The sequence below is a fragment of the Longimonas halophila genome, assembly GCF_002554705.1.
GTDB lineage: Bacteria > Bacteroidota > Rhodothermia > Rhodothermales > Salinibacteraceae > Longimonas > Longimonas halophila.
The window spans coordinates 237,977-260,829 of the sequence record NZ_PDEP01000003.1; the positions used below are offsets into that span (position 1 = coordinate 237,977).

The following is a 22,853-nucleotide window of genomic DNA, read 5'->3' on the forward strand; positions in this document are numbered from 1 at the left end:
ACAAGACAAATCACACTGTCCCATAGCTTCATCACTTAACGTCTACCCACTACCAAAAAAAATGGATACCGACCAAAAGTGTGGAGGGGCATGCCGGATCTCATGAGGTGCTTCGTTCCGTCCTCGTCGTGCTGGACGAGGTGAAGCATCTCAGGATGTACCGGCGGGGAGCGTAGCGTGCCACGCATGCGCCTACACCGTCTGCGCATGCACCGGATGGTCGGCGTGGTCGCAGTAGGCATCGAAGGCGCGGGCAATGTTGCGGATGAGCAGGCGGCCCGGCGGCTGCACGTGTAGCGCGTTTTCAGTGCGGATGAGAAGGCCATCGGCTTCGAGCAGAGATAGACGCGCCCACGCATCGGCAAATACATCGTCGAAGTCAATCTCGAAGCGCTCGGCCACCGCGGCCTTGTCGAGATGAAAGTTGCACATCAACTGCATGATGACGTGGCGACGGAGCTGGTCCTCCGGCGAGAGGCGCACACCCCGAAATACGGTGGGCGCGTTCTCGTTGGCGACCTGCTCATAGTAGGCTGGTAGCGCCTTTACGTTCTGCGCGTAGGCCCCGCGAAGCTGGCTAATGCCCGACACCCCAAAGGCCACAACCTCTGCATCCGCCCGCGTGGAATAGCCCTGAAAGTTGCGATGCAGATCGCCGGTGTCTTGCGCCCGGGCCAGCGCATCGGTCGGACGCGCAAAGTGGTCCATCCCAATGAAGCGGTAGCCGCTGCGTGCGGTCAGGTGCTCCAGCCCCTGCTTGAAGAGGCGCAGTTTCGTCTCGGGGACAGGCAGCGCATCCTCGTCGATCACACGCTGGTGTTTTTTGATGGAGGGCACGTGCGCGTAGCTGTACAGCGCAATGCGATCGGGCTGCAAGCGGTCGACCACATCGAGCGTATGCTGAAACCGCTCAGGCGTCTGGTGCGGCAGCCCGTACACCAGATCCACGTTCAGGCCCTCGAATCCGTACTCTCGCGCCCAGCGTAGCGCCTGCGCCACGGTTTCAGTCGGTTGGATGCGATTGATGGCTTCCTGCACTACGCGGTTCACATCCTGCACACCCACGCTCATCCGGTTGAACCCGACCTCAGCCGCAGCAGCCACGCGGTCCTCGGTAAGCCCACGCGGATCGGCCTCGATGCTGATTTCGGCATCATCGGCCACACGAAAGCGGCGCCGGATGTGCGTGCCCAGATCGCGAATCTGCTCGGCTGTTAAATACGTGGGCGTGCCGCCGCCCCAGTGCATCTGCACCACAGGACGCTCAGCGGACACAAGCGCCGCCATCTGGTCGATTTCTTGCTTGAGCGCATCCACGTAGCGCTGGATGGAATCCGCGCGCTGCGTTACCTTCATGTGGCATCCGCAGTAGTAGCAGAGCGAGCGGCAGAACGGCAGGTGCACGTACAGCGAGAGCGGCGTATCCGTGTCAGCGGCCGCCAGGTCGCGGGCAAAGTCGGTCGCGTCGTAGTCGTGCGAGAAGTGCGGTGCCGTCGGGTAGCTCGTATACCGCGGACCCGGCTGGTTGTAGCGGCGAATGAGATCCAGATCGACGGCAGGGGTAGAATCCATCATAGCAGGCAGAAGCAGGCGGATACGAGGCGGCAGGCGCATCCCTTACAAACCAGTACAGGGGGATGCGTAGGTAAGAAGCCCAGTGCCCCACCCCGATGCTGCCATGCGAACACCGATGCGCGGTGTGGGGCATTCATCCACACGCACGCTGCTGCCTGGCCAATAGCGAGCACCTACTCCACCAGCAGCGGACGAAGACGGTCGACAAAGGCCCGGGCATCACGCAGGGCAGTTTCGGCATCTGCCTCCGACATCACGCGGGATTCGGCGTAGTCGGCAAACGACCGAAGCTCCTCCATTTCTCGCAAGGCACGGCCATATTTGTCTGAAATCGGCCCCTGCTTCACGAGATGCAGCCCAAACTGGTTAACCACGCCCTTATGCGTTTTGGGCATGATACCTTCTCGTTTCAGCAGTGCACGGGCCAGGAAGAACATTGCGTAGTAGGAACGCGGACCGCTGTTTCGAGGTCGACATCTTCCAGGATGAAGGCAGCGGTCTCCAAGTAGCGTTCAGCGCGTTGTAGTGCATCATTTCCATTGCTCATACAGGTACCCCTTCGTTTTTTGCATTCATCAGCCAGGCGGACGACATGGATGTATAGGCTTTGCTTGACACCGGGAGCGCAGAAAGATACATTTCGTGCTCTATGGAAAGCTCAAAGCACACATCACTCATCCGCCGGATCTCCCGCCCCGGCTCCACTGGTCCGTCGAGCACAACGAGGAGGTCTACGTCCGATTCGGCGTGGGTATCGCCCCGCGCCTGCGAGCCGTAGAGCACAAGTTCCACAAGCCGATCGCCGTAGAGGGCCTCCAACGAAGCGCGTACGTCGCGCAAAAGCGGCTGCAGATGGGCAGGAAGGGTAGCCATAATCGAATGCGCGTTATGTGGCAACTGAGATCCTGTATTTGAACCCACGTTCGATGTTTTAACATGTTGGGAGCACACAGGTCCCTATTTGGCCATGCGACCACCGATGCACGGTGGGGAGCTTTCATCTACACGCTGACTGCTCTCTCGGCGTGGGTGCCCTACGGTAAGGTACACACACGGATTTTTGCGGGACTGCTATTCGGATCTGATGCCAACTCCGCATGCTTCATTCGTGTACGTAAGTGAACTCAATCGCAGGTTTGGGGGGTGACCGGAGTTTTCATCCTACACCTTCGACCGGGTGCCCCAATCATTCCCCAACGAAGCGTGTCGTGGTGAGCGGAAGGCGACGAAGGAGCCGAGAGTCGAACCATCTCCTTGGCGTTCAGAAGATACGGCGGGACAGAGGGTCCTGCCTACTTTGGGGGAGATCTTTATTCACTGCGTTCATCAGTCGCTTCGCTCGTGTCAGGACTTCGCACCTGCTAAGTAGACCCATAGAAGTACCTTAGCGGAGATGTTATTGCGAGGACGAAGGACGAAGCGCTGTGATACCGACAGCTGGTATGTTGATTTTCCCTCGCAAGAGGGGCACCTTCCCAACACGTATCGGGACGATATTACCGGGAACGATGTTATCGGGAACGATACGTGTTGGGACTGATCCGAGGACGCTCGGAACGGGAGACAGGGCCCCCTGCCCGACAGCTTTGACCCCGACAGGGTGCTTTGCGACCGTGTCGGTGAGCCCGATCGACAGATGAGTCTCTGTCTCCCTGTTCGGTGCGCTTCACTCCGAACAGCATCTTTAGGACACAGATTCTTTAGGACATAGATCCTGCATTTACCAGCATGAGAGAAGCACCGACGACTTCGAGGAACGCAGCGCTTACCCTGGGCATCGATGTCGGGAAGAGCAACTTAGAGGTAAGCCTGTTTGGCGCACATGGTGGCGCGAATGGGATCCTCGCAAAAACGAGCGTTTCCAACGATCCCGGCGGGTGGGACCGCCTGCTGAGTTGGCTTCACGACCCGGACATGATGCCGGAGGCCACTCCGGAGGCCACTCCGGAGACAACCCCGGAGACAACCCCGGAGACAACCCGCGTGTGCATGGAGGCCAGCGGCGGCTACGAAGAAGGCGTGGCTCGTTTTCTACACGCGGAAGACTACGAGGTAAGCGTAGTCAACCCCAGACGAATCAAAGGCTACGCCGACAGCCAGCTCCAGCGAAGCAAGACCGACTCGGCTGACGCGAATCTGATTGCTCGATTCGGCCACCGGGAGGCCCCAAGGCGTTGGACGCCGCCGGCTGCCGCTGCGAGCCGACTGCGCGAGCTCACACGGGCCCGGCAGGCACTCAAGAAGGAGAAAACCCGGACGAACAATCGCCTTGCTGACACCGAAGATGAAGCAATCCGAGACGCATACGAAGACCTCCTGGATACGATTGAGGAGAAAATCGACGCCCTCGAAGAAGAGATCGCCGAGCAGGTTAACGAATCTCTTGACCTGAGCACACGGTGTTCGCTTTTAACCTCGATTCCGGGCGTGGCCCTGCAGACCGCCGCGATCGTCATAAGCGAGCTTAAATCACCGGACCGATTCGAGAGTGCGCGTCAGGTGGCTGCGTATGCAGGCCTGGTTCCGAGCCACTACCAGTCGGGCTCCTCCGTGCGGGGCCAGCCTCGAATGTCAAAAGTTGGAAACGCCCGGCTGCGAAGCGCGATGTATTATCCGGCGATGACAGCGCTCCGATGTAATGAGGCAGTCAAAGCGTTTGGGAACCGGCTCAAGGAGCGCGGCAAGGACCAGATGGTCATCATCGGAGCCGCCATGCGAAAGCTCTTGCATATTTGCTACGGCGTACTGAAATCCGGCCGCCCCTTTGACCCATCGCTACATCCGGGCACCCCAAACACTTGACATTCAACACAGCATCTGTCGGTAGAGGGAGTGCCCTTGGGGTACAATCTATACGTTTCAAATCGGCGTTGCGCCCTGCTCGGCAGCATGAGATCGCCGCGTTCGCTCCGCTCACTCGCGATGACGTCCTTGCTTATTTTTGTGGACCTACATAGCTCCCAACCCGGAGCGCTGTAGAGAGACGATACCGTTTGGTGATACGCGCTCCATCACGTCATCTGCTATCCCCTGTGTGGAAGAACGGGACAGAGCCCCTGAACGGCCTCGTCGCGAGGCGAAGCCCCGCGACGGGGTGACGTGTGAGTTGTAACTGCGCACGTTCTCACCGTAATGCCGCAACCGGATTTGGCATGACAGGTTTTTACAACGAGTGCACGTATTAACGAGTAGACGCAGCTCCCAAACCGATAAAAGCGCTTACATAGATTCACAATTTCATTGCAATTGCTTGACATTATGTTTACATATTACTACACTTCGTTTCACAGAAAGCATCTTCTGGGTCGCTTAGTAGCGATACGCTGTTGCACGAGGTAGAGGTCGTGGGCAGTTGGCCAGACGTGTCTTTTCCAACAGCCTCATCGTGTCTTCCTGCGAACGTCCCCCGTTCCTGTACGACTCGTTTCTATGGGCTGTGCCTGCTCATATGTTCTGCACAGACTGCTTGTCATTTCGTTATGCATGACCGATACCTGATGCGCCATGCCTGGGCATGGTTGATTTTGTTTGCTTTGCTGGGCGCGCCCATGTTGGCAACCGCCCAAACCACAGTAGAGGGCACCGTTATCGACGCGGAGGATGAATCTCCACTTCCCGGCGTGAACGTAACCGTGCAAAACACCCAGATTGGAGCACTCACCAACGCTGATGGGCAGTTCACGATTGAGTTGCCGGAAGGACGCCGCACGCTCGTGTTTTCGTTTGTCGGCTTCGCTACGCAAGAGATAGATGTGACTGAAGGCGAGACGAGCATTGAGGTGTCGATGGAGCCCGATGTGATGGGGCTTGACGAGGTCGTGGTTACCGGACTGGCCTCCAGTATCAAACGCGAGAACCTCGCCAATGCCGTCACAAAGATTGATGCGGAGGATATCGCGGGAAACGTTGATCCGTCAACGCTCGACGGTGCGATGCAGGGCAAGCTGGCAGGCGTCAACATTACGTCGCAGAGTGGGGCACCTGGCGGAGGCATTAACGTGCAGATGCGCGGTATTAGCACGCTGGGAGCGGGCTCCTCGCAGCCACTCTACATCATCGACGGGGTCTACGTCAATAACAGCCAGATCTCAACAGGTCGATCGTCAGCCGACGGAGCCGGAGAGGGCAATCAGGATAACTCGGCCAATCGCCTCGCCGACCTGAATCCCGATGAGATCCAGAGCATCGAGGTGCTGAAGGGCCCCTCTGCAGCAGCGATCTATGGTCAGCGCGCCAATGCAGGTGTGGTGATTATCACCACCAAACGCGGCGAAGCAGGCGACACGCGCGTGAACTTCTCTCAGGAGTTGGGCGCTGTATCGGCCCTGAACCTCCTTGGCGTGGCCTCATGGAGCGAGGATAAGATCGACCTGATCTATGGCGAAGGCACCGACGCCGCTGCGCGTGAGAGAGCGCGCTTCAATCAAGCCCAGCAAAATGGCAATCTCTTCGACTATGAGGAGGAGCTTTATGGCAACGTTGGGCTGGCCCGAAACACCCAGCTTGAGATTTCTGGAGGTGATGAGCAAACGCAGTTCTTCGTCGCTGGTGGCCTTAAAGAAGAAGACGGCATTATCGAGAATACCGGCTTCGCCCGCAAGACCGTCCGGGCCAATATTGATCACCGCTTGAGCGACCGTGTGCGCCTCACCTCAAGCTCAAACTATATCTACAGCGACTCGGACCGCGGATTCACGGGCAACCAGAACTCGACGGGCGGCTCGGTGGGCTATACCCTGGCCTACACGCCCACCTATGCGCAACTGCAGCCGGATGAGGATGGCAACTTCCCCGACAACCCCTATTTTGCAGAGAACCCCCTCCGGCTGGTCAACGAAGCAACTAACAACCAGGAGGTCAGCCGCTTTCTGCAGTCGTTCTCACTAAACGCAGATCTGCTGCAAAGCGAGAATGCTTCCCTTTCGTTGGATCTGAAGGGAGGCCTGGACTATCTGAACAGCAACAGCACGGTGTATTTCCCCCCGTTCTTCCAGTTTCAACAGGCCCAGTCCGACCCCGGTGATGTGATTCAGGGGAAAGAGGACAACTTCAACACAAATATGCAGGGCTTCCTGGTCTACAACCAAACGTTGGAGTCGGGAGCCGGACCATTTAGCCTAACGACACAAGGCGGCTTCACCCGTTTCACGCAGGATGAGAATCGACAGCTCGTACGCGGTCGCGGACTGGCTCCGGGCCAGCTCAACCCGCTCAATGGGCAAACCCAGGAGATCTTCTCCCAGCAGTTCGTGAAGATCGTTGACATCGGCTATGTTGGCCAGCAGGAAGTCAACTGGGATGACAGGCTCATTGGGACGGTCGGCGCGCGCTTCGACCGCTCGACGCTGAACGCAAACCAGGAAGAATTTTACTTTTACCCGAAAGGATCGCTTGCCATCAACCTGCATAATTTCGACTTCTGGGGCTTCGACTCGATCAACCAGATGAAACTGCGTACGGCCTACGGCGAGACGGGTGGCCTGCCCCAGTTCGGGGCCACCTTCTCGGCTCTCAATAGTGTCAATATTGGAGGGGGGCTGGGCTCTACGATATCCACGCGAGGCATCGATCCCGATCTCGACCCCGAGCGGTCGCGTGAGCTGGAGCTCGGTGCCGATATAAGTGCTCTCGACGGGCGCCTCGCGCTCGAAGCAACCTATTATCGCAAGACCGTGGACGACATCATCCTTGACCGAGAGAACCCGGTCTCGACAGGCATCACTACGATCGCTACGAACGCTGGGACGCTCAGAAATACGGGTATCGAGCTGGGGCTCAGCGTTCTGCCCGTAGACCGCGAGAACTTCTCCTGGTTCTCGCGGACGCTCTTCTGGCAGAACGACTCGGAGATGACCGATCTGACGATCCCCGCCTTCACAACAGGTGGCTTTGGCGCTGCGCTGGGCACCTACTACATCGGCGAAGGCTTCTCGCCAACGACCATCGTGGGGACACCTGCCACGCCCGATTCGGAAGTCCCGTTCACGGTTTATGGCGACGCACAGCCCGACTTTCAGATGTCGTTTTCGAATTCGTTTACCCTGTTTCAAGATCTGGAGCTGAGCTTTCTCTTTCACTGGAGCCGCGGCGGCGAGAACATCAACCTGTCGCGCTTCCTCTCTGACATCGGTGGAACGACGGATGATTGGAATGAAGACCACGATGGCGACGGCGTACCCAACGGCCTTGATCGTACTGACATGTTTGGGCCGGGCGCGGCACAGTTCGTTGAAGAGGCCAGCTACGTTAAGCTCCGCGAAGCGTCGATCTATTACACGCTTCCGAGCAGCGTCCTCGACACAGCCTTCAATGGGGCGCTCCGTAACGTCAAGCTGGGCCTGTCCGGGTCTAACCTCTTGCTATTCAGCGACTACGACAGCTACGATCCGGAAGTCTCGGTCTTTGGGACGCAGGCGGTAGCGCAGTCGGTAGAGGTAACGCCGTACCCCAGCTCACGACGGCTCACATTCCACCTGCGGCTGGAATACTAATGCGCCGCCCGCCCCGCCCCACTTTTTCAGCTTCCGATTGAGACTCCGTCCTATGACTATGCAACGTTTCGCCTACAACGCGTGCTTCGTCCTGCTACTGGCCGCAACCCTCGCGGCCTGCGATTTCTTCGACCCTGGCACCGTCACCAACCCCAACAGCCCCTCTACCGAGGCCGTGCTGAGTGGGGCCAGCCAGAGCGAGCTTCAGAACCTGGTGACAGGCCTTGAAGATCGGCACCGCAACGCCCCACCCGCTGTTACCGAACTCTATGGATCGTTCGGACGCGAGGTGTATGCGGCCTTTGCCTCAGATCCACGCTTCGTTACGAATTGGCTGGGCCAGGAAGGCGTAACCCCCGATGCCGAGTTCTTTGCTGACGGAAGTGCCTTCGACACGCCCTACGCCGCCATCAAACAGGGCAACTTTTTAATCGAGGCCGTCAACAACACCGATGCCGTCGACGATCAGGAACGCAACGGCTATATCGGCTTTGCCAAGACAATTCAGGCCTATCAGTATCTGATCGCGCTGAACGGCCAGTGGCGCGGCCCCGACCGCAACCCGCCTGGCTCAATCCGTATTGATGTGGCCGACCCGCTCAATCCGGGCCCGTTTCTTGGCTACGACGAGGCCCTCGCGGAAATCCGCGGACTCCTGGACGAAGCCTACGCTGAGATTGGTAACGCAGGTGACTCTTTTGCATTCACGCTCTCGGAAGGCTTTGCCGGCTTCGATACGCCCACCACGATGCGCGAGCTGAACCGAGCCATCGCGGCACGGGCAGCCATCTATGCCGAAGACTGGCCCGGCGCCCTCGATGCGTTAGACAACTCGTTCCTATCACTAACACCGGGCGAGGCCAGCATGAATGAAGGTGCCTATCACGTCTTCGGTTCGCCCCCCGATCAGTTTAACCCGCTCTTTTATCCGCGCAATGCGAATACGAACCAGATCCTGATGGTACATCCCTCAATGATTGACGATGCATTGCCGGGCGATCTGCGCGTAGAGCGTAAGTTCTTTGAACGCAACGAACCAATCACGAACGGCGACCTGCCAGGCGTTGAGCTGTTTTACCAGGATAATCGATACGAATCGAACGAGTCTCCGATTCCGTTCATGCGCAATGAGGAACTCATCCTAATCCATGCAGAGGCCCAGGCACAAACGGGCAACCTCGGCGAGGCGGTCGATGCCATTGACATCATCCGGGAGACGTGGGAGCTGAATACGTACGACGGCCCCGTTAACGAAGAGGCGCTGATTGACGAGATCCTGTTTCAGCGCCGCTATTCGCTCTGGGCCGAAGGCGGTCACCGCTGGATCGACGCACGGCGCTATGATCGCCTTGACGCGATCCCAACCGAACTGGATGGAGGCCAGGTCTTTGAGAAGCTCGCGCGCCCGCTTAGCGAACGGTAGCTCATACCAGCGCGAATCTGTAGCCGCTTGCTGCACTGGATCCCGCTACCCAACAAACGCCGCCCCACGCGCGCCGAAGCGCTTGCGTGGGGCGGTTGCTATGTGGGGGGGGGGGGGGGGGGGCGTCCGCCGCTTCATGCGTAGTGCGTGCTACGTATTCTCGTTCTGGTAGCGGTTCAATGGTAAGTGATTGTCATATGGCCGACATCATCAGAGCCAGACAACCCCCTCTGTCTATCGACATCTCCCCCTTGGAAAAGGGGGAGAAACCCGAAGGGAGAAGGGGTTCGAACAAGACAAACCTACATTCTACGATAGCCTTATCACTTAGCGTCTACCCACTACCCTCGTTCTCATGCGTGGGAGCGGCGTCTTCGTAGCCCCATGGCGCGGGCGGCGGATCGACGGGCTCGGTAAGGTCGAATGCAATTTCATAGCGAGCGCCTGTGTTCTCGCGAACCAGAATATACGTGTACGCCTCGTTGGTCGCCTCCACCGTCCACACGTTCGAGGCCGCAGCAGGCAACAGGTCGGCAGTAAACGCGTCGGCGGGAAAGGACTGGCGCGTGGCGGTGCCCTCGTCTTCGGTGTCGCCGCCGTACTGCGTGGTCTCGTCCTCGATGCCGTCGTCGTGGCGATGATCGTGCTTCAGGCGCAGCCCGTCGTCGGTCTGGCTGATGATCCAGGTGCGGGAGCGATCCTCGCCCACATGAAAGGGGATGCGAATTTCGTCGTCGAAGCACTGACGCACATGCATCACGAGAGTCGTATCTGCAAAGGTGTCGTCGCCCTCAGGCGCATCGAGCGCGGTGCCCGCAAATGCCTGTCCGCAAAGCGATTCTAACGATGCCCAGAAGGCGTCCTGAGGCGACGCGGCAGCGGCAGACTCCGTAGCTGTAGTGTCGGAGATGGCATCGCTGTTCGGGAACGGTGTATCGCTGGCGCATCCGGCCCAACACAGCGCAGTAACGAGAACGATATAGCGGAGGTATGACATCAGCATGGGGGAATGTGAGGTAGAGCCGCCTTCAGATTACGGGCGGCGGACGGTGGATACGCTGTCCTGGTCAATGGCGACAATGGCACCCAGCCGTCCCATGAAGTCCTGATACGCCGCTACGGTTGAGTCTTCGGCCAGGCCGTCTTGCAGCAACTCGAATGCAGTGGCATACTCGCGCTGAGCAGCCAGCGCCTCGGCCCGGCGTTTCAGGCGCTGGGCATAGTCCGACGGGTCGATGTCGGGGGCGGGGCGCGGTGCCGGAGCCGCTGCCTGCTGGCGTGCCAGCACTTCGTAGTTGTGGCGGGCGTCATCGTGGGCCGGGTCCAGGAGCAGCGCAGCGCGGTAGTGCGCAAGGGCGGTTTCGGTATCGCCGGTGCGGGCGGCGTTGGTGGCCCGGTTGTAGCGGATGCGCACGCGCTCGACCGTGTCGCGGGCGTATTCCTGTGCCACTGCAAACACCGAATCGGCCTGGGCATACGCTTCTTGTTGATACAGGGCCGCCGCCCAGTTGTGGTGCAGCGCCGCATAGCGGGTACTATCGCGCGGGTCCGTCTGTGCAATGCCGGCCTGAAATGCGGCCTCGGCCTCCGCAAACGCACCGCGTTCGTATAGCGTGTTGCCGCGCCGCCCCTCCGAGTCTCCACTCGACGTCCAGAGCGCGCTCATCAATACCGGAAGGATTAGCCAGCGGAGGAGCGTCATGCGATTGCGGAGTTGGTAGCAAATACGGGGCGCGCCGGGTCCCACGCGGCGTCCACCAGAAGCAGCCCAAGCGCCAGTGCCAGCGGAATCCAAAAGCCTTCGTAGTACGTGTCAAAGCGCTCCACGCCAATGAGCGAGCGTTCCAGTCCGCGCAGATCGTCCACGAACGCGCTGAGGGAGCCGGTGGTGGGGCCCAGTTCGTAGTAACGTCCGGGCCCCGTGGGCAAGGCGCGCAGGGCTTCGTCGTTCAGGCGGGTCGTCACGATGGACCCGTTGTCTTCGCGCAGCCACTCGGTGCGGGTGCCGTTCTCGTTGTAGATGGGAACGCGGGCGCCGTCTTCGGTGCCAATACCCGCCGTGTACAGCGCAATCTCGTTGGATTGGGCCTGGACGCGAGCGGCCTCGACCTCGCTACCGTGAAACTCGCCATCGGAGAGGAGCAGCACGGCCTGTGCACGTGGGGGTGCATTAGGGTCGGTGGGCGTATCGCGGGCATCGAGCGCGTTTGTAGCAGCCTGCAGGGCCCCTTCTACGTTTGAACCCGGCGCAGGCATGGAGGCGGGGTCGGCGGCATCCAGCAAGCTCCGCAGTGCGGCATAGTCGGTGGTGAGAGGCGCTTGCAGCAGACCGGTGCCTGCAAATACGACGAGCGCCACGCGATCGCCTGCCAGCTGGTTGAGCACATCGTGGAGTTCGCTGCGCGCGCGGTCCAGGCGAGTGGGGGCGATGTCTTCAGCCTGCATCGAACGCGACAGATCAAGCGCGACGACCAGGTCAAGGCCCCGCTGCTCCACCTCGCGCTCGGCCCCGCCCATCCGTGGACGCGCCAGCCCCAGCACAAGCAGCGCTACCGCAACGGTGACAACGGCGGCTTGCACGTGCCGCCGCCACCGCACCGTGGGACGAATATCTTCAGGGAGCCACCCGTGGGCATACGCAGCACGTCGCTGCCGCTGCGCCCAGGCAAACAGCCCTACGACCACCGGCAGTCCCCCCAGCATCCAGATGTATTCGGGTGCGGCCCATTCCATAGCGCAGTTGGCATTGAGGCAGTAGCAGATGCATCCTACGCCTGGTGCGGCGGCGGGTTTGGGGCGTCGAGGCTTTGCAGATGAACGGAATTGGCATTCGTCTTATGCAGGATCCACAGTACTGAGCTTCCACCACACGGCGGGCAGAGCCAGTGGTGCGGCCAGGATGCATCCCAGCATCCAAAGCACTTTCTGGCGACGCGCCATTGCCTTCGTGTGTCCGATGCGCCATATGAAGTAAATCCACAGCGCAATGCTAACTCCTACACCGAGGCTGGCGACCCAGAATCCCCAGATAGGTCCAGCGTACAGCACGGGCGATATATCTCCCGCTGAAGTAACAGCGTGCAGGGCATCGGGATACCAAACCACAAACACCGCAGTAGCGACACTGCTGATCAACGGCACAACGGAGAAGAGGCCAACCAGTAGTTGCGTACGAGACCTACTCATCACTCGGACAGATTGTATTTGGGTCGATAGGTGCGCTTTTATCCTCCAGCACACGACGCGACGCCCCACTGCCAGCCCAACTGGATTATCATCAATGAGAGCGAGCCCGAAAAGCAATCGCACACCTGCACACTGCGTTGCGGGGCCGTCTATATCACAAGCGGACGAGCACCCAAACGAGGAAACCCAGGATTATGCCTACGTCTCGGTTTGCTTTGATTTTGGCGCCACAGCACCATGCGCGTACTGATCGGGACGCCGGTCCTTTAGAAATAGACGACGAGCCGGGGCTTTTGTGCATCGGTCCAGGTCAATGTGCGCATGAAGGATCGCGTCTTCACCACGCGGAGCCTGGTCTATGAGCTGCCCGAACGGGTCGGTAACGAACGAGCCGCCGTCGAAGGTGAGCACGTCTTCTTCGCCCACGCGATTGGCCAGTGCCATGAAGTAGCCGTTCTGGAAAGCGCCCACGCGCAGCTCCGCCTCGAACAGTCCGTCGGGCCACTCGCCTTCAGCTCCGGCCTGGGGCACAACGACCAGATCGGCTCCACCAAGGGCGAGCGCACGCAGGTACTCGGGGTAATGGCGGTCGTAACAGATGGCCACGCCGATCTGCCCGGCAGCGGTGTCGTAGACAAGGGCCCCCGTATCGCCAGGCGCGTAGTAGCCTTGCTCATAGAACCCGTCGTAGTCAGTGATGTGCATCATGCGGGTCATGCCGAGCAGCGTGCCATCAGCATCGATGACGGGCGAGGTGTCGAAGGCCCGGTTGCCGTCGCGTTCGTACAGGTTGAGCACCACGACCACGCCCCGGCGCGCGGCAGCGTCCTGGAACGCTTCGGTGGTGGGCCCAGGGATCGGCTCGGCCTTGTCGTGAGCATCGGACCCGGCCCGGTGTTGCGGGTAGAACGGTGTGAACGCCAGTTCGGGATACACCACACAGTCGGCTCCTGCATCGGCGGCGGCGTCGAGCGCACGCAGCCCCCGCTTCAGGTTGTCGTCCAGATCGGTGGTGGCGTGCTGCTGAACAAGGGCAAGATGCATGGCAATGGGGTGTGTGGGATGGGGTGCGCGAATCTCCGACGCACGAAATGACGCCAACTGTCAAGGTAGCGTCCGCACCGCAAACGGGCAACCATCCACACGGGGGAGCGCACAGCTACGCCTCCCGCAGAAACGCAATCGCCGCTTCGCGCTCGCTTATGGGGAAGCACTTCATCTCAATGCTTTTAAACACCTTGTCTTCAAGGGCCACCACCTTCGTGACCCACTTCTTGTCCGTCAGCACCGCGGCTTTGCGAATGTTGGAGATACCGACCTCGAACAGATACTTAAACTCTTCCACCAGCGCCCCCATCTCTACGCTTCCAAACGAGTCGATCTGTTCAAAGAGCACAATGGTGTCGTGTGCTTCTATCTTTTCGCGAGCATGATTGAGCACCGTCGTCATCTCATCTTTCGTAATCGAACCCTCTACGCGAAACGCGAGCGCATCATCAATTCCAATGTCTATGAGGTCAATCATGGCAAGCTGGGGGCTATGGGTGTGTCTGAAACGGTCATCAGGTAAGCGCTGGTCGTTCAAGGAAACAGCGCCGAATACTTTGAGTCAACGGGCAGAAGACCCGTGTCTTGCTACGCACTGCGGTGGCCAACGCCCCACCCGCCCAGAAAACCACTCACAAGTCCACCCAGTCCTGTCAATGCAGGAATCAGGACATCGGGTTGGTCTTGAAATAAAAACAGCAGGAGACCAAACAGAACTGCGATTACCAAAAACGCGAGGAAGTAGTACCGGCGATCGGCAGCCCGATCGGAAGACGCATTGTCTTGAGCCTGCTTCTGAAGTTCGTATTCACGCTCGTCATGATCAGCAGCCAAGTCCAGCAACTGCGTGATGTGTCCGCCTTCCATTTTCCGGTGGAGCGGGTTCGTCACAGGTCCCGTTCCCATCATAGCCATAAACTCGGATACAGCTTCCGGCTTGTGCTGCGATAGCTTTTCAATCGCCCCCTGAAGCTGTTCGGGATTTGCGTCCGGAGCACCTGGGTCGGTACTGGATTCAGATGTGCTGTCTGCCTGTGCTGACATGTCCGTGTTCTCGGACGTTTTATCTGCGTTCTCGCTCATAACGATGATGGGAAGCCGCTAAAAACCATTTTGAATGGGACTCGCTAAAGAGGGTATTTACTATCTCCTCCATTCTTTTCTCTACGAAGTTAGACAGCGCATGCTGCAACACGCTTTCTGCCTCTTCTTCAGAAAGAATGCCTTGCTCGACCGCCTCAGCTACTGCCGACGTGAGACGGTTCAAGGCAGACAGTTCTCTCGCGGGCGATGCCTCTCCTGCACGTTGAGCTGGGGCCAGCATGCGAATGAGCTGCCCAGCCAGGTCCTGCTGATTCGTCTGTTCTTGCGACGATAATGTCTTTTGCCGCAACTCAGACGTCGTTTGCGCACGCTCGAATTGTTCACGACGCTCTTCAAGACCATCAGAGGCCGCTTCTTTTTCTGCTATGTTTTCCGAATGAGCCAACATTTCTGTATCCATTTTATTTTGAGATCAGCTTGGCTCTTTTTTTTGGAACTATGAAATCAAGCTGCATGACTCATAACAATCTATGCGTCGGGAAGTTTTCGCTCCGATCCTTGCCCACCTGTGTGCCCTGCTCACGGCACGCGGCGCGCGGCGGTGGTGCGCAGCAGCGTATGCACCAGCACAAGAAACAGCGCGGCTCCGGCAAACCCGGCGAAGCGTTCGCTCACATCGGTGTAGGTGGTCGTCTCAATCTCGCCCTGCTCCATGCCTGCAATCTCGTTATAGATAGTGCGCAGCGCCTCAGTATCCGACGCGCGGAAGTACTGCCCGCCGGTGCGCTCGGCCATCGCCGTCAGGGTGGATTCGTCCACTTCGTCGTCAGATTCCGGGTCGGCCTCGGGCTCGAAAGGGGCATCCTCAAAAGCCCCCACGCCAATCGTATACACGCGGATGCCCAGCACACGCGCAATCTCGGCAGCGGTTAGCGGATCGATCGAGCCGCGGTTGTTGCGTCCATCGGTGAGTAAGACTACGACGCGGCTGGGCGCCTCCGACTCGCGCAGCCGGTTGACGGAGGTGGCCAGCGCCGCCCCGATGGCTGTGCCCCGCTCAAACTGCCCCAGCCGCAGCGCCTCAATGGCATCGGTCAGGAATGCCCGGTCGGTGGTAAGCGGCGCTTGCGTAAAGGCGCGCCCGGCAAAGACCACCAGTCCCATGCGATCGTTGGGCCGCCCCTGTACAAAGTCGATGGCCACGGAGCGGGCCGCCTCGAATCGGTTTGGGGGGAAGTCGGCAGTGCGCATTGAGGTGGAGGCATCCAGCGCAAGCACCAGGTCGATGCCTTCGGTAGTGTCGACCTGCACGACGTCGTGCTGCTGCGGACGCGCCAGGGCCACGATGATAAGCGCCAGAGCGACGCCTCGCACCAGCGGAAGCGCCCGGCGCACCCACACGCGCCACGAGACACGCTCCGGCACGCCTGCCAGCGTGGGGACAGCCACCCCGTCTTCGTGTGGCCCTTGCCACCAGCGCCACACGGCCCACAACAGCAGCGCCACCAGTCCCCACAGCACCCACGGATATGCGAACGTCATGCGGCGTCGGAGTTGATGCGAGCGGCTACGGCCTCAACGAGTGCCGGGAGGGCCTCCCCCGCAGGCGCCTGCAGGTGCACATGCGCCTTGCCCGAGACCGCACTTGTGTCCGGGTTTATATCGGCCACGTACGCGCCATGGTCGAGTGCCTCCAGCGGCAGGTCGGCAGCAGGAAAGACCACCGCGCTGGTGCCTACGCACAGAAACACATCGGCATCGCGGGCCCAGGAACTGGCAGAAGCAATGGCATCGGGCGGCAGGCGCTCGCCGAACCAGACCACGTCGGGCCGGATGAGCTCGCCACATTCGTCGCACCGCACCGGATCGGGATCATCGTCGTTGGCCACCGACGCGTCGAGCGTGTGCGATTCGCCGCAGTCGATGCAGTAGCTGCGGATGATGTTGCCGTGTAGCTCAATTACGCGTTCGGTGCCGGCTTCCTGATGCAGGTTGTCTACGTTCTGCGTGATGCATGCAAACCGGGGTACAAGCTGCTCCAGCCGCGTTAGGGCGCGGTGCCCCGCGTTCGGTGCGGCCTCTTCGATGGCTGCCTGCCGGTAGCGATACCAGCCCTGCACGAGCGTCGGGTTGTCAAGAAACGCCTCCACGTTGGCGAGCTCCTCGGGACTAAACTGCTCCCACAGCCCATCCGGATCGCGGAAGGTGGCAATGCCGCTTTCGGCACTTGCCCCGGCCCCGGTAAGCACCGCAACCGTTTTAGCAGCAGCCAGCGCATCGACCAGTTCGTCAGGTACAGACGTCATAAATGCATCGGGGTCAGTTTAAGAACCTGTTTTGATTTCTTATTTTGGGCTGCGAGCGGCGTCGCTGGGCTACAACGAGCCCCCGATCTCGGCCCGTAGCCCCGGCTACGAACCTCGATCGTGGTTCTCGTTTCGCTCCACCGGCGCTCGCTCTCGCCGTCAAACCAAAACCCAAACAGGTTCTTAGGGATGCGGAGCGCAGCGAGAGCCCGCCTATTCGGAGGCAGCATCAGGGGTTCTGTGGTCGGCACGGGGCGCGTTGGCGTCGTGGAGCGTCGCGCTGGCACGTGATTTGGCAGGTGGACTCAGGGCATGTTCTATCGCATCAACCGCCTGTTTCGTTTCTTGGAGCGCGGTACGGTTTGCAGCAGTGTCGGGGGAGGTATCGGCAAACTTGGCCAGATCAGCCAGCTCCAGCACCGCCTGGATACGTCCGGCTGCCTTCTGTGGCACCTGCGGATGCTGCTCCAATGCATGTACAACTTCAGCCGAGGTGCGCTCACGTGCCGGTATGCCCAGCCGCTTGGCCAGGTAGGCCCGAAGCGCCTGCGTAAGCGCGGTGTAGAATATTTTGGCTTCGGCATTGGCCTCAGGCGGTGCAAGCGTGCTGAGCGTGGTGCAGGTTGCTTCGTAGATGGTGGCGGCTTCGTCGTTGGCAGCCTCTGCCTCCCCCCGACGCCGGTACCGCATGTAGCCCCACAGCGCCAGCGCCAGTAATGCCAGCACGAGTGCGCTTGCCGCCAGCCACTGGCTCCCCGTGTACGGAAACGGTGCCAGCGGCATCAGCGGCTGCATGGCGGTCGTGGTGTCGGCAGGTAACACGCTGGGCACGGGTATCGTGAAGGCATCGGACCCGGCGATGGTCGTGTCCTCGCCCGTCACAACCCATGCAGGCAGCGCGGGGACCTCGGCTTCGTCAAGGGCAAACGTGGTTACGGTGTAGCCCACGCTGTCGATGCGTCCACCGGTGCGGGCGGCGCCCATGTACCGATAGCCGGGCGTGCCGCGCTCCAGCACCTCCAGATCGCCAAAGAGCGTAGGCCCGGTGTCGGCCTCCGGAAACGCGACCTCCGACCGAAACGAATGCTCCACCACCATCCACAGCGTGGTTTGCTCGCCGATACGCAGGCTGTCGGCCTCCACATACGCATCCACCTGAACCGGCTGGGCCTGACTTGCAGGCGGAAGTAAGGCCAGCCATCCAATCAGCACCAGAAGCCAGCAGCGCGTGCGAGTCATACCAGGGGAGACGAAGGCAAACGGTTACGAGCGAGCATGGATGCGGCGCTGAAAGAAGCTGATGAGCGCCTCGGCAGTATCGCCCGCCGTGGAAAGCGGCAAGTAGCCCGCCTGCGCCTGACGAAGCGTGTTGGCTATGCGCGCATGCCGCTCCTGGGCTGCCTGCGCTACAGCGCGACGCGTAGCCGCATCGCGCGCATCGACCAGGCGGGTGGTTCCAGTTTCGGCGTCGGTAAGCGGGATCAGTCCGCCCCTTGGAAGCTCCGCCTCGCCGGGGTCGTGCACATGCATGCCGACCAGGTCGTGGCGGCGGCCCACCGCACGCAGCAGCGACGCATAGCCATCGTCCATGAAGTCGCTCACGAGCAGCACGGTCGCCGGACGCCGCATGCGAGCCAGCAGGTAGCGCAGCGGCACACGCAGGTCGGTGCCGCGCGATTGTGGCGTATGGCCAAGCAGCGTGCGCAGGCTGTGCAGCACGTGGCGCCGTGTGTTACGCGGCGGGCGCTGCACCTCGATCCGGTCGGTAAACAGCAGTAGGCCAACCGCATCCTGATGGTGCAGCGCGCTAAATGCCACCAGGGCTGCGGCCTCGGTGGCCACTATGCGCTTCGTGGCCGCCCCGGTGCCAAAGGCTTGCGAGGCCGACACATCCACCGCTACGATAACGGTCTGCTCGCGCTCCTCCTCGAATACCTTCACATACGTGTCGTCCATGCGTGCCGACACGTTCCAATCGATCGCACGCACGTCATCGCCCCGTTGGTACGGACGCACCTCGGCAAACTCCAGGCCGCGCCCCTTGAAAGCCGAGCGGTAGGCCCCGCCAAACAGCGCCTCGACGCGGTGCCGCGCCCGAATCTCCAAGCGCTGCACGGCCTGCATCACCGCATCATCTATGCTGTTCATTGAGAAACTGGTTGCGCGAAATAAGCACGTGACTGATGTTCAGCAAATTGAATAGCGGGAACGAGGTTGGGTTCGCATCAATCCCGAACACCCATCCCAGATTTCTTGCAACACATACTGTGCGGTCTGCCTATCAAAGAGATCCAAACACACGATAGCCCCAGAGAGCTGAATCCTTACCGGGATTCGCAGACGTTACATTGCGGCCTTGAAAATATCTGCCATGCCTCGTACATAACATGCCACGTGTACAACACGTTGTGCAATGCAGGGCCCGCTGTGATGGCGTGGCCACTACGGCCTCTCTGCTTCCGTTGGCATCTGAAGCCGTAGCCTGGGGGGAAGACCGGTGCAACTCCGGCGCTGGCGCGCAGCGGTGATAGTCCGAATGCCCCCTGCATCGCCAATAGCATCCCATAGCCCCTGGCTGTGTGGCTTTTGTGCCCCAGCCTGCTCCACGCGTCCTGGAGACCGGTGGCACACCCTGTTGTTTTTCGTATCTATGCGTCTGTTTGTGGTGCCCAGCCTGGGCGCTAACCCGTGCTTACTGCGGGCATACAGATGCGTGGTATGTGGTGGGAGACCGTCCCCCGCGCTACGAATACGGCGGCTGTACACGTCTTGCAGTCGCTCATACGAACCGGGTGCTGCACTGACCCCTCTTCATGATGCGTGGCGTTCCCGAACCTCTTCGCTCACTTGTCGCTCGCTCCTGCCTGTATGCCCCTGTTCGAGAAGCGCGTTAACCTGAAGCCCTATCAGTATCCCCATCTACTCAAGTTCAAAACGGCCATCCGACAGTCGTACTGGGTGCACGACGAGTTTAACTTTGAAGGCGACGTCCAGGACTTCCACGTCAACTGTACCGATGCCGAGCGCAGCGTCATCACCAGAACGATGCTCGCCATTGCGCAGATCGAGGTGTCGGTCAAGACGTTCTGGGCCGACATCTACAAGCGGCTGCCGGTGCCCGAAGTGGGCGCGGTGGGCATGACGTTTGCGGAGTCGGAGGTGCGCCACCTCGACGCGTACTCGCACCTGCTGGAGCTGCTTGGGCTCAACGACGCCTTCGAACAGGTGGAGGAGATTCCGGCCCTGCGCGACCGCATTGCGTATCTCGAAGACACCTTGCAGGCCGCCGACAGCGCCGACAAGCGCGACTTTGCGCTCTCTATCTTGCTCTTCAGCATCTTTATTGAGCATGTGAGCCTGTTCAGCCAGTTCCTCATCATGCTCTCGTTCGACAAGTACGAGAAGCGGTTTAAGGGCGTGGCCAACGCGGTTGAAGCTACCTCGAAAGAGGAGCAGATCCACGGCCTCTTTGGTGTGGAGCTCATCAGCGTGATGCGTGAGGAGTACCCCGAGTGGTTCGGCACCGAGTTCGAAACCCGCGTGGTCGACGCCTGCCAAAAGGCCTACAGCGCCGAACAGAAGGTGCTCGACTGGATCTTCGAAGAAGGCGAACTCGACTTCCTTCCGCGCCCGGTCGTGGATGCGTTCCTGCGCGACAAGTTCAACGCGTCGCTCGACTACGTGGATGTCGACCCGCTCTTTGAGGTCGACGACGACCGGCTCTCTGAAACGCGCTGGTTCTACGAGGAGATCTTGCTCACGAAGGGCAATGACTTCTTCTCGAAGCGCGGCACCAGCTACTCCAAAATGACCCAGAGCGTCAGCGGCGACGATCTCTTTTAGCGCCCGGCTCCGTCTGCACGCGTCTTTTTTCGCATCCCCCGGCGGGCTCGCTTAGGGGGATGCGCAGGTATGATGCCTCTCCGGCTGCATCGTACCATCCTCATGTGCCCCTATCTCTCTACACGACCTTGTGCTTATGCCTACAACCAAAACGCGCCCGAAGCGCGCCCCCTTCGACTGGCTCAATGACGAAGCGCGCACGTTCCTGCGCCGCGGCTACCTGCTCGATGATACCGGCCCCGAAGAGCGCGTGCGCGCCATTGCCGACCGCGCCGAGGAGCTGCTCGGTATGCCCGGATTCGGCGATCGCTTCTTCGACTACATGAGCCGCGGCTACTACTCGCTCGCCTCGCCCGTGTGGGCCAACTTTGGCCTGGGACGCGGCCTGCCCATTAGCTGCTTCGGCTCCTACATTGACGACTCGATGGAGGCCATCCTCGACACCCATGCCGAGGTCGGCATGATGACGAAAGTCGGCGGCGGCACCAGCGGCTATTTTGGCGACATCCGCCCACGGGGCTCCGAGATCACCAACAACGGCACGTCGAACGGTACCTATCCGTTTGCACAACTCTTCGACAAGATCATCAACGTGGTCAGTCAGGGCGAAACGCGACGGGGCCACTTTGCCGGCTACATCGACATCGAACATCCCGATGTGGAGGAGTGGCTCAACATCCAAACCGAGGGCGACACCATCCAGACCATGTACTACGGCGTGGTGGTGGGCGACGACTGGATGCAACAGATGATCGATGGCGACGCCGAGAAGCGCGCGCTCTGGGCTAAGGTCATCGAGGCGCGCATGAACCTGGGCATCCCGTACATTCTGTTTCGGGACAATGTCAATGAAAACAAGCCGCAGGTCTACAAAGACAAGGGCTATGAGATAAAGGCGAGTAACCTCTGCAGCGAAATCGCCCTGCCCTCCAACGCGAAGGAGAGCTTCGTCTGCTGCCTTTCGTCGATGAATGTGCTGCACTACGACGAGTGGAAAGACACCGATGCGGTGGAGACGCTCACCTTCTTTCTGGATGCGGTGATGCAGGAGTTCATCGACCGCGCGTCGGGCATTAAGCACATGGAGCGGGCCGTGCGGTTTGCCAAACGCCACCGGGCTGTTGGCATCGGCATGCTGGGCTGGCACTCGTACCTGCAAGACAACATGATTCCCTTCGAATCTACCGAGGCCAACATGACCGGGGCCGAGGTGGCCAAGACCATCAAGGAACGCTCGTATGCCGCCTCGGGCGAGCTGGCCGATCGCTTTGGCGAGCCGGAGGTGCTCGAAGGCTATGGACGCCGCAACACCACCACCATGGCGGTGGCGCCCACGAAATCGAGCAGCTTCATTCTGGGGCAGGTGAGTCCCTCCATTGAGCCGATTAAGAGCAATTATTTTGTGCAAGATCGGGCCAAGATGAAGGTGACATACAAGAATCCGCACCTGAAGGAGTTGCTGGCCGAGAAGGGCGCTGATACCGACGATATGTGGGAGAAGATTGCCCTGCGCGATGGCTCGGTGCAGCACCTCGACATCCTGTCGCAGCACGAGAAAGACGTGTTCAAGACGTTCAGCGAGATCGGACAGATGACGATCATCAACCAGGCGGCCAGTCGGCAGCAGCACATCGACCAGTCGCAGTCGCTGAACCTGGCGATTGATCCGGGCTCGGTGCCGGTGAAGGACATCAACACGCTGTACATTGAGGCGTGGCGCAAGGGCATCAAGTCGCTCTACTACCAGAACGGCGTCAACGCCGCGCAGAGCTTCTCGCGCGAGCTGCTCGAATGCCGCGCCTGCGAAGCGTAACCGGTTGAGCGCGCCCCTTCGCCTCCAGATCACCACACACGGCCCCGCGGTCTCCTGTTGGAGATGCGCGGGGTTTGGTGTACAGAGGGGGGCTCCGAATCCAAAAAAACACACGCCACGTGCAA

The 22,853-nt window shown here is 60.1% G+C and carries 19 protein-coding genes, 1 pseudogene and 1 riboswitch; of the genes and pseudogenes, 5 read left to right on the forward strand and 15 right to left on the reverse strand.

The window, feature by feature from the left end; translation table 11 throughout:
* Nucleotides 1-192 precede the first annotated feature (192 nt).
* The 3 genes and pseudogenes from hemN to CRI93_RS04900 form a co-directional block, all read right to left on the reverse strand.
* On the reverse strand, nucleotides 193-1,575 hold the full coding sequence (gene hemN, locus CRI93_RS04890; protein ID WP_245850322.1) for an oxygen-independent coproporphyrinogen III oxidase: 1,383 nt from the start codon (nucleotides 1,573-1,575) through the stop codon (nucleotides 193-195).
* Nucleotides 1,576-1,748: 173 nt separating this feature from the next.
* Nucleotides 1,749-2,015 (reverse strand): annotated as a pseudogene (locus CRI93_RS04895) (HEPN domain-containing protein); the annotation flags it as partial.
* A 103-nt stretch (nucleotides 2,016-2,118) separates the two neighbouring features.
* Nucleotides 2,119-2,448, reverse strand: a complete 330-nt coding sequence (locus CRI93_RS04900) for a nucleotidyltransferase domain-containing protein (RefSeq protein ID WP_098061494.1) — start codon at nucleotides 2,446-2,448, stop codon at nucleotides 2,119-2,121.
* An 855-nt stretch (nucleotides 2,449-3,303) separates the two neighbouring features.
* Between CRI93_RS04900 and CRI93_RS04905 the strand changes: the two genes are divergently transcribed.
* The 3 genes from CRI93_RS04905 (at nucleotide 3,304) to CRI93_RS04915 (ending at nucleotide 9,489) form a co-directional block, all read left to right on the forward strand.
* Nucleotides 3,304-4,377: an IS110 family RNA-guided transposase gene (locus tag CRI93_RS04905; RefSeq protein WP_098061495.1), complete on the forward strand. Its 1,074-nt coding sequence runs from the start codon at nucleotides 3,304-3,306 to the stop codon at nucleotides 4,375-4,377.
* A 677-nt stretch (nucleotides 4,378-5,054) separates the two neighbouring features.
* A complete protein-coding gene (locus CRI93_RS04910) occupies nucleotides 5,055-8,066 on the forward strand; it encodes a SusC/RagA family TonB-linked outer membrane protein (RefSeq protein ID WP_098061496.1) in 3,012 nt (1,003 codons plus the stop codon).
* Between the two features lie 52 nt (nucleotides 8,067-8,118).
* Nucleotides 8,119-9,489 (forward strand): RagB/SusD family nutrient uptake outer membrane protein, encoded by a 1,371-nt coding sequence (locus CRI93_RS04915; RefSeq protein ID WP_217992502.1) that lies wholly within the window; start codon nucleotides 8,119-8,121, stop codon nucleotides 9,487-9,489.
* 334 nt (nucleotides 9,490-9,823) lie between these two features.
* On the opposite strand, the gene CRI93_RS04920 is transcribed toward CRI93_RS04915, so the two are convergent.
* The 12 genes from CRI93_RS04920 to CRI93_RS04975 form a co-directional block, all read right to left on the reverse strand.
* A complete protein-coding gene (locus tag CRI93_RS04920) occupies nucleotides 9,824-10,492 on the reverse strand; it encodes a hypothetical protein (protein ID WP_141491568.1) in 669 nt (222 codons plus the stop codon).
* Nucleotides 10,493-10,522: 30 nt separating this feature from the next.
* The gene (locus CRI93_RS04925) at nucleotides 10,523-11,191 is read right to left on the reverse strand and encodes a tetratricopeptide repeat protein (protein ID WP_141491569.1); all 669 of its coding nucleotides are present in this window, start codon (nucleotides 11,189-11,191) and stop codon (nucleotides 10,523-10,525) included.
* Nucleotides 11,188-12,222 (reverse strand): VWA domain-containing protein, encoded by a 1,035-nt coding sequence (locus CRI93_RS04930; RefSeq protein ID WP_098061500.1) that lies wholly within the window; start codon nucleotides 12,220-12,222, stop codon nucleotides 11,188-11,190. Before CRI93_RS04930 ends, CRI93_RS04925 begins: the two co-directional genes overlap by 4 nt.
* Before the next feature lie 102 nt (nucleotides 12,223-12,324).
* Entirely contained in the window at nucleotides 12,325-12,675 is a 351-nt protein-coding gene (locus CRI93_RS04935; protein ID WP_098061501.1) for a hypothetical protein, read from the reverse strand.
* Between the two features lie 198 nt (nucleotides 12,676-12,873).
* A complete protein-coding gene (locus CRI93_RS04940) occupies nucleotides 12,874-13,719 on the reverse strand; it encodes a nitrilase-related carbon-nitrogen hydrolase (protein ID WP_098061574.1) in 846 nt (281 codons plus the stop codon).
* Between the two features lie 115 nt (nucleotides 13,720-13,834).
* Nucleotides 13,835-14,200 (reverse strand): SpoIIAA family protein, encoded by a 366-nt coding sequence (locus CRI93_RS04945; RefSeq protein ID WP_098061502.1) that lies wholly within the window; start codon nucleotides 14,198-14,200, stop codon nucleotides 13,835-13,837.
* A gap of 110 nt (nucleotides 14,201-14,310) precedes the next feature.
* On the reverse strand, nucleotides 14,311-14,805 hold the full coding sequence (locus tag CRI93_RS04950; RefSeq protein ID WP_098061503.1) for a hypothetical protein: 495 nt from the start codon (nucleotides 14,803-14,805) through the stop codon (nucleotides 14,311-14,313).
* Nucleotides 14,786-15,226: a hypothetical protein gene (locus CRI93_RS04955; RefSeq protein WP_098061504.1), complete on the reverse strand. Its 441-nt coding sequence runs from the start codon at nucleotides 15,224-15,226 to the stop codon at nucleotides 14,786-14,788. The genes CRI93_RS04950 and CRI93_RS04955 overlap by 20 nt, the downstream gene beginning before the upstream one ends.
* 119 nt (nucleotides 15,227-15,345) lie before the next feature.
* Nucleotides 15,346-16,308: a vWA domain-containing protein gene (locus tag CRI93_RS04960; protein ID WP_098061505.1), complete on the reverse strand. Its 963-nt coding sequence runs from the start codon at nucleotides 16,306-16,308 to the stop codon at nucleotides 15,346-15,348.
* Nucleotides 16,305-17,072 carry an SIR2 family NAD-dependent protein deacylase gene (locus CRI93_RS04965; RefSeq protein ID WP_098061506.1) on the reverse strand — a complete coding sequence of 256 codons (768 nt, stop codon included), beginning with the start codon at nucleotides 17,070-17,072 and terminating at the stop codon, nucleotides 16,305-16,307. Before CRI93_RS04965 ends, CRI93_RS04960 begins: the two co-directional genes overlap by 4 nt.
* Before the next feature lie 213 nt (nucleotides 17,073-17,285).
* Nucleotides 17,286-18,311 carry a hypothetical protein gene (locus tag CRI93_RS04970; RefSeq protein WP_098061507.1) on the reverse strand — a complete coding sequence of 342 codons (1,026 nt, stop codon included), beginning with the start codon at nucleotides 18,309-18,311 and terminating at the stop codon, nucleotides 17,286-17,288.
* Nucleotides 18,312-18,335: 24 nt separating this feature from the next.
* Nucleotides 18,336-19,220, reverse strand: a complete 885-nt coding sequence (locus CRI93_RS04975) for a DUF58 domain-containing protein (RefSeq protein ID WP_098061508.1) — start codon at nucleotides 19,218-19,220, stop codon at nucleotides 18,336-18,338.
* Nucleotides 19,221-19,543: 323 nt separating this feature from the next.
* Nucleotides 19,544-19,622, forward strand: a riboswitch (adenosylcobalamin-variant (AdoCbl-variant) riboswitch).
* Nucleotides 19,623-19,940: 318 nt separating this feature from the next.
* On the opposite strand from CRI93_RS04975, the gene CRI93_RS04980 reads away from it, so the two are divergent.
* Both CRI93_RS04980 and CRI93_RS04985 read left to right on the forward strand, forming a co-directional pair.
* Nucleotides 19,941-20,915, forward strand: coding sequence for a ribonucleotide-diphosphate reductase subunit beta (locus CRI93_RS04980; RefSeq protein WP_098061509.1), 975 nt, complete (start codon nucleotides 19,941-19,943; stop codon nucleotides 20,913-20,915).
* 136 nt (nucleotides 20,916-21,051) lie between these two features.
* Nucleotides 21,052-22,728 carry a ribonucleoside-diphosphate reductase subunit alpha gene (locus CRI93_RS04985; RefSeq protein WP_098061510.1) on the forward strand — a complete coding sequence of 559 codons (1,677 nt, stop codon included), beginning with the start codon at nucleotides 21,052-21,054 and terminating at the stop codon, nucleotides 22,726-22,728.
* Nucleotides 22,729-22,853 lie beyond the last annotated feature (125 nt).